The sequence below is a fragment of the Candidatus Omnitrophota bacterium genome, from assembly GCA_028716165.1.
Classification (GTDB): Bacteria; Omnitrophota; Gorgyraeia; order JABMRG01; family JABMRG01; genus JAQUQI01.
Map to the genome: position 1 here is coordinate 50617 of JAQUQI010000010.1, position 6985 is coordinate 57601.

The 6985-nt window shown below is 45.4% G+C and carries 6 protein-coding genes and 1 pseudogene; all 7 read left to right on the forward strand.

Annotated elements, in window-relative coordinates:
- The first annotated feature begins 17 nt into the window (after positions 1–17).
- On the forward strand, positions 18–596 hold the full coding sequence (locus PHV77_05710) for a 5-formyltetrahydrofolate cyclo-ligase (protein MDD5504785.1): 579 nt from the start codon (positions 18–20) through the stop codon (positions 594–596).
- 149 nt (positions 597–745) lie between these two features.
- Positions 746–2320 (forward strand): ribonuclease Y, encoded by a 1575-nt coding sequence (rny, locus tag PHV77_05715; protein MDD5504786.1) that lies wholly within the window; start codon positions 746–748, stop codon positions 2318–2320.
- 12 nt (positions 2321–2332) lie between these two features.
- The gene (locus PHV77_05720; protein ID MDD5504787.1) at positions 2333–3106 is read left to right on the forward strand and encodes a TIGR00282 family metallophosphoesterase; all 774 of its coding nucleotides are present in this window, start codon (positions 2333–2335) and stop codon (positions 3104–3106) included.
- A gap of 85 nt (positions 3107–3191) precedes the next feature.
- On the forward strand, positions 3192–4406 hold the full coding sequence (gene xseA / locus PHV77_05725) for an exodeoxyribonuclease VII large subunit (GenBank protein ID MDD5504788.1): 1215 nt from the start codon (positions 3192–3194) through the stop codon (positions 4404–4406).
- Between the two features lie 39 nt (positions 4407–4445).
- A pseudogene (gene xseB / locus PHV77_05730) lies at positions 4446–4625 on the forward strand (exodeoxyribonuclease VII small subunit).
- Positions 4626–4779: 154 nt separating this feature from the next.
- On the forward strand, positions 4780–5595 hold the full coding sequence (locus PHV77_05735; protein MDD5504789.1) for a polyprenyl synthetase family protein: 816 nt from the start codon (positions 4780–4782) through the stop codon (positions 5593–5595).
- Positions 5596–5601: 6 nt separating this feature from the next.
- A partial coding sequence (dxs, locus tag PHV77_05740; GenBank protein MDD5504790.1) for a 1-deoxy-D-xylulose-5-phosphate synthase occupies positions 5602–6985 on the forward strand: 1384 nt, incomplete at its 3' end.

Below are 6985 nucleotides of genomic sequence, written 5' to 3' on the forward strand. Positions count from 1 at the left end.
GACCTGTTGAGGGGTTTGTGGTAAAATTAGATGATTTACGGGAACACAAAAAAGACACGATTAGAAGAGAAATTTTAGCGAGATTGCGCTTACAAACAAGGCAAGATCGTATTATTAAAAGTGATAAGATAAAAAGGAGGCTTCTAAAAGAGAAGTGCTTTAGGGATGCTTCACTTATCATGTTTTATGTGTCAAAATCGTATGAAGTTGATACAACCGGCATGATAGAAGAGGCGCTCAAAAGAGGCAAACGGGTAGTAGTTCCGGTGACACAAACCAAGGAGAAACAATTGATCCCTTCAGAAATTACATGCCCAGCAAGAGATCTTGTTAAGGGCCCTTTCGGAGTAATGGAACCAAGAAAGGAATGTATAAAGGCCGTCAACATTGAAGATATTGATTTAGTGATAGTTCCAGGCATTGCTTTTGACAGCAAAGGCAACCGCATAGGACACGGCCAAGGTTATTTTGATAGATTCCTAAGACGCCTGCCAAATAAGATACCTACCATAGGGCTGGCATTCAAACTCCAGCTTACAAGAAGGATCAAGGCTTTACCCTGGGACATACCTGTCACCAAACTTATTGCCGCATAATTAAAAAAGGCCCCTTCAGGGGCGATTGACGGCATGGCACTTGTCTAATTATGCCAAGACCATGTTCTCGGGGCGTGTTAATATACGCCCGGGCTGCCTTTATTTGCGAAAAAGGGCAGGTTTAAACATAGAAAGGATAGAGGTGTTTTATGCTTAATGGTACTGGACAGGTAATATTGTCTTTTCCTGTGTTTTTAGCAGGCATATTGTTTTTTGTGATAGGTTTTTTCATAAGCAATTTAATATCATCAAAGAAAAATAAATCTGCGGGCGAAAAAGCGAAACAAATAATTGGAGAAGCGCAAAAAGAAGCGCAGACTCTTAGAAAAGAGATAGAGCTTGAGGCAAAAGATCTTAAGCTTAAATTGAGGTCTGATTTTGACCAGGAGACGAAAGACGCGCGGCAGGAATTGAAAGAACTGGAAAAGCGCCTTACGCAAAGAGAAGAGAACATTGAAAGGAAATCAGATCTGATTGACAGGAAAGAAAAAGATATAACCCAAAAAGAGCAGGTTGTTATACAAAAACAGGAAGCCATAACGAACAAAGAGGCCGAGCTTGACAGGGTATTGGCTGAAGAAAAACAGAAACTGCAAAGAGTTGCCGGCATGTCATCCGAAGAAGCGAAGAAATTGCTTGTCTTAAGGATGCAGGATGAAGCCAAGCAGGAAGCGGCGATAACGCTTAAACGCTTGGAGGAGCAGGTAAAGGAATCGGCTGACAAAAAGGCGCGCGAAATAATAAGTCTTTCCATACAGCGTTATGCCGCGGACCACACCGTTGAATCAACGATAAGCGTTGTGAGCCTGCCGAATGACGATATGAAAGGCAGGATAATAGGGCGTGAAGGTAGAAATATACGGGCGCTTGAAGTGGCAACAGGCGTGGATGTTATTGTTGATGATACGCCTGAAGCCGTTACCCTTTCAAGCTTTGACATAGTAAGGCGTGAGATCGCCAGGCGCACACTTGAAAAACTTATTGAAGACGGCAGGATACACCCGGGCAGAATAGAAGAGGTTGTTGAAAAAGTTAAGAAAGAGATGGACGTCAATATAAGGGAAGAGGGTGAAAAAGCCGCTTTTGACGTTAATATACACGGCCTGCATCCTGAATTGATCAAACTGCTCGGCAGGTTGAAATACAGGACAAGTTACGGCCAGAATGCCCTGCAGCATTCAAAAGAAGTCGCTTATATTATGGGTGTAATGGCGGGCGAATTAAACATTGATTTTAATCTTTCCAAGAGAATAGGGCTTTTGCACGATATCGGTAAGGCCGTAAGCCATGAGGTTGAAGGCGGCCATGCCAAGATAGGCGCCGATCTGGCCCGTAAATACGGCGAAACAGAGGCGGTTATCCACGCGATTGAGGCCCACCACCAGGATATTGAGGCCAATTCCGTTATGGCTGTTTTGGTGCAGGCCGCTGATGCCATAAGCGCGACGCGTCCGGGCGCGCGCCGTGAAACCCTTGAGACATATGTTAAAAGGCTTGAAAAACTTGAAGGTATAGCCGATGGTTTCAAGGGCGTTGAAAAATCCTTTGCCATACAGGCAGGCAGAGAGGTGCGCGTGATCGTTCAGCCTGACAAGATAAACGATTTGCAGGCAATAAGCATGGCCAAGGACATGGCGAAAAAGATAGAAGAAAACCTTGATTATCCCGGTGAAATAAAAGTGACTATTATACGGGAAACACGCGCCATGGAATACGCCAGATAACAGGTATAGAGTATGAATGTATTGTTGATTGGAGACATAACAGGCGCTCCGGGAAGAAATATTCTTAAGCGCGAATTAAAAAATATCCAGAAGAGGCAAGTGATAGGTTTTACCATTGCCAATGCTGAAAATTCCGCCGGCGGCAGCGGCGTTACCGAAAGTGTTGCCAATGAGCTTTTTGACTGCGGTATAGATGTCCTGACGTCCGGAGACCACATATGGAAAAAGAAGGAAACGGCAGAATATATAGCCGGAGAGAAAAGGCTTTTACGGCCGGCGAATTATCCCGATTCTGCTCCCGGGTGCGGGTGCGGCATATTCAAGGCCCGCAGCGGGGAAAGCATAGGTGTTATTAACCTGATAGGCCGCGTATTTATGCAGGCGGTTGATTGCCCGTTTAAGAAAGCGCGCGCCTGCGTTGACGCGTTAAAAAAAGAAACCAATAGCATATTTGTTGATATCCACGCCGAGGCGACAAGCGAAAAAGTCGCCTTAGGCTGGTTTTTAGACGGTGCTGTCTCATGCGTGTTCGGGACACATACCCATATCCAAACGTCTGATGAAAGATTGCTGTATAAACACACGGCTTATATTACGGACATAGGCATGACAGGCCCCATGGATTCCGTTATCGGCAGGAAAAAAGAGCATGTATTAGAAAGGTTTATAACGCAAATGCCCGTTAAGTTTGAAATGGCCGAAGACGATGTCCATATACATGGCGCCGTGGTTGAGATAGAGCCGCAAACAGGCCATGCCCTGTCAATAAGGCGGTTTGTTTTTTAAGCGTAAATTAAGAAATTTTCTGATATTTTATAAAAGGCCCCCTGCGCACACTGCATTTGCAAATAAAACCAGACGCGTATTTATTATGACTGATATTGGTTTAGCCCCTGAAAACAAGGTTTACTCTATTACCGAACTTACCAGAGATATAAGCCTTATACTTGAAAACTCTTTTAAAAATATATGGGTTGAAGGAGAGGTATCAAATCTTGTTCTGCATTCTTCGGGGCACTGCTATTTGAGTTTAAAGGACGCGGATAGTGTTCTTGGCTGCGTAATATTCAAACATCAGCTTGCCAGGTTAAAGTTTACCATAGAGAATGGTTTAGGCTTGATATGTTCGGGCAGGATAGGTGTTTACGGAAAACGAGGCCAGTATCAGCTTTATATTGACAAGGCAGAGCCCAAAGGCATAGGGAGTTTGCAGGCGGCTTATGAACAGCTTAAGAAAAAACTTTATAACGAAGGCCTGTTTGACGAATCCGCCAAAAAACCTATCCCGAAACTGGCCGGCGCCATAGGCGTAATCACATCCCCGACAGGCGCGGCAATAAGGGACATACTTAACATTATAAACAGGCGGTACGAGAACACGCATATTATAATTTTACCTGTTAAAGTCCAGGGCCAGGGCGCGGCAAATGAAATAGTCCGGGCCTTGTCGGATTTTAACAGGCTGAAGAATGTTGACGTTATCATATTGGCCAGGGGAGGAGGCAGTATAGAAGACCTGTGGGCATTTAATGAAGAATTGGTAGCCAGGGCCATTTATGATTCCAGTATCCCGGTTATATCAGCTGTCGGCCACGAGATTGATTACACGATATCCGATTTTGTATCCGACCTGCGCGCGCCAACACCGTCGGCCGCCGCGGAGCTTGTAATCGGTAGAAAAGAGGACATGATTTCTGATATAGAAAAACTTAAAGACAGGCTTAAACGAGCGGCCATATCCCGTGTGCGAATAATGCAGGACCGCCTGGATGGTGTCAAAAAAAGTTACGCCTTCAGACAGCCGCTTTTTATGGCAGAACAATATCAGCAGAGGTTTGATGAAACGCTTAAACGTATGATCCAGGCGCTGGTTTTTTTTACTCGTTCAAAACACCAGTCGTTTACGGCTTTAAAAAACAGGCTTGAGGCATTAAGCCCTGACGCGATATTGCGTAGAGGGTTTAGCATAACCATGCGTGCGCATAACGGCAGTATTATCAAAGACGCTTCGGATTTGGCATCCGGCGCGCTTATCAGAACCAGATTTTTGGCAGGTGAAATTATCAGCAGGGTGGAGAAACCTTAAATCGCGAAGAAACCTGGGTAAAAAAACACGGAGATAAAAATGGCAGAGGGCAGGTTTGAAGAAGCGCTTAACAGGCTTGAACAGATTGCGGGTGATTTGGAAACAGGTCAGGTTGACCTTGATGAGGCCATAAAAAAATATGAAGAGGGAATGAAACTGGCATCTTTTTGTGAAAAAAAACTTAACGAGATAAAAAAGAAAGTAGAGATGCTGGTAAGGGACGGGTCGGGAGAATTATCCGCTAAAGATTTTGACGGTGAATTCCCGAATGAAGCGTCCGCGGCCGTCAGGCCAAAAAGCGCGGGCAGGAAAAAGCGGCCAAAAGGCGAAAGCCTTTTGTTCTAAAAATTCGCTTTTGTCGGACAAGCGGGATATGGATATAAAAAAATATTTTGACAGAAAAAAAACGGTAATTGAAAAACAGCTGGCCTTGCTTTTGCCTGTTCCCGGAGGCAGGAACAGGCAGGTATGCAATGCTATGGCGTATGCCTTAAAAGGCGGCAAGAGGATACGTCCTATACTTTGCCTGGCATGCGCCGAAGTAATATCAAAATCAGGGTATACGCGCGCGCTTAAACCCGCCTGCGCCATTGAAATGGTGCACGCCTATTCTCTGGTGCACGATGACCTGCCGTGCATGGACGATGATGATTTTCGCAGAGGCCGCCTTACTGTGCATAAAAAATTTGGCATTGCCGCGGCAGTCCTTGCCGGGGACGCTTTATTAACAGAGTCGTTTAATGTGCTTGCGGGCGCCTCGGCTGACTGCACGATTAATATGGAGATGGTAAAAATACTTTCTTATGCCGCGGGGATACACGGTATGGTAGCGGGCCAGGCCGCCGATATCGCGCCGCAGGCAAAAGGCCCAGCGGATTTAGAATATATCAATACGCATAAGACAGGGGCCTTGATAGCGGCCTCGTGCAAGATCGGGGGCGTATCAGCCGGCGGACGCAAGAAAGACATTGAGGCATTATTCAAATTCGGTGAATACTTAGGTCTTGTATTCCAAATAACGGACGACATTATTGATAATGAGGCATTCGCTTTACCTGCCGGCAGAAGAGACGCGTTTGAGTACGCGCGGGAATTGACCGGGAAAGCAAAAGATATAATATTATGTTTTGGCAAGAGGTCTGACTGCCTTTGCCGCATAGCCGATTATATCCTTAACAGAAAAACGTAAAAAATCATGGGTATACTTGATTCAATACAATCTCCCCAAGATCTTAAAGGGTTAAGCTGGAATGAGCTGGCACAACTTGCAGGCGAGATAAGGGGTTTTATGGTTGATACTGTTTCAAAAACAGGCGGGCATCTTGCTCCAAGCCTTGGCGCCGTTGATCTTATATTGGCCCTGCATTATTGTCTGGATACCCCCAAAGATAAGATTGTTTTTGATGTAGGCCACCAGGCATACGCGCACAAAATTATTACCGGAAGAAAGAATAGCTTTCATACTTTAAGACAAAAAGGCGGCATAAGCGGTTTCCCCAACGCGGATGAAAGCGAATATGATGTGTTTACCGTAGGCCATGGCTCCACGTCAATATCAACAGCCTTAGGCCTTTGCTGCGCTCGCGACATCAAATCTTCCGGAGAAAAGATAGTAGCTGTTATTGGAGACGGGTCATTAGGCGGCGGTATGGCATTTGAAGGGCTTAACCATGCCGGCCAGCTGAAGAAAGATATAGTAATTATTTTGAACGATAATGAGTTCTCTATATCCCCAAGCGTGGGTGCCTTTAGCAGGTATCTTAACCGCGTGATAACCAATCCCATGTACAATAGGATTAGAAGCGACATGGAAAGGCTTATCAGGCGCGTGCCCAGGTTGGGATTCAGGCTGGCGAAAGCGGCCCAAAAACTTGAAGAAGGGCTGAAAAATCTGCTTGTTCCAGGTATCATCTTTGAAGAAATGGGTATAAGATATTTCGGGCCTGTGGACGGACATAATATAAAAGCCATGGCAGAAGTAATGAATAATGTCATGTCCTTTAAGGAACCCAGAATGATACATGTCGTTACTAAAAAAGGCAAGGGTTTTAAATTCGCGGAAAACGCGCCCGCGAAATATCACGGTATAGTGCCGTTTGATACCGAGGATGGTACGTCTCTTGTCCAAAGCGGAGATAGTTTTACCACGGGTTTTGGCGAAAAAATAGTTGAATTGGCGTCCAAAGACAAGAGGATAGCCGCTGTTACGGCGGCCATGACAGAGGGGACGGGGCTTAGCAAATTTGAAAAAATATTTCCGGACAGGTTTTTTAATGTGGGAATGGCAGAAGGCCATGCCGTAGGTTTTGCCGCCGGCCTTGCCAAAAAAGGTTTGATACCTGTTGTGGCGGTATATTCCACATTTTTGCAAAGAGCGTATGACCAAATTATACATGATGTGGCCTTGCAGGGCCTGCATGTCGTGTTTTGCTTAGACAGGGCAGGCGTTGTGGGAGAAGATGGCGCTACCCATCACGGGGTGTTTGATATATCTTATTTGCGCCATATACCTAATATTGTTTTAATGGCTCCGAAAGACATACCGGAACTTAAACTTATGCTTGAATACGCCGTAGGTT

Bases quoted from the DNA above. Each gene is read 5' to 3' on its own strand.
- rny (MDD5504786.1), top strand. From the start codon at position 746: ATGCTTAATGGTACTGGACAGGTAATATTGTCTTTTCCTGTGTTTTTA.
- PHV77_05735 (MDD5504789.1), top strand. From the start codon at position 4,780: ATGGATATAAAAAAATATTTTGACAGAAAAAAAACGGTAATTGAAAAA.
- xseA (MDD5504788.1), top strand. From the start codon at position 3,192: ATGACTGATATTGGTTTAGCCCCTGAAAACAAGGTTTACTCTATTACC.
- PHV77_05720 (MDD5504787.1), top strand. From the start codon at position 2,333: ATGAATGTATTGTTGATTGGAGACATAACAGGCGCTCCGGGAAGAAAT.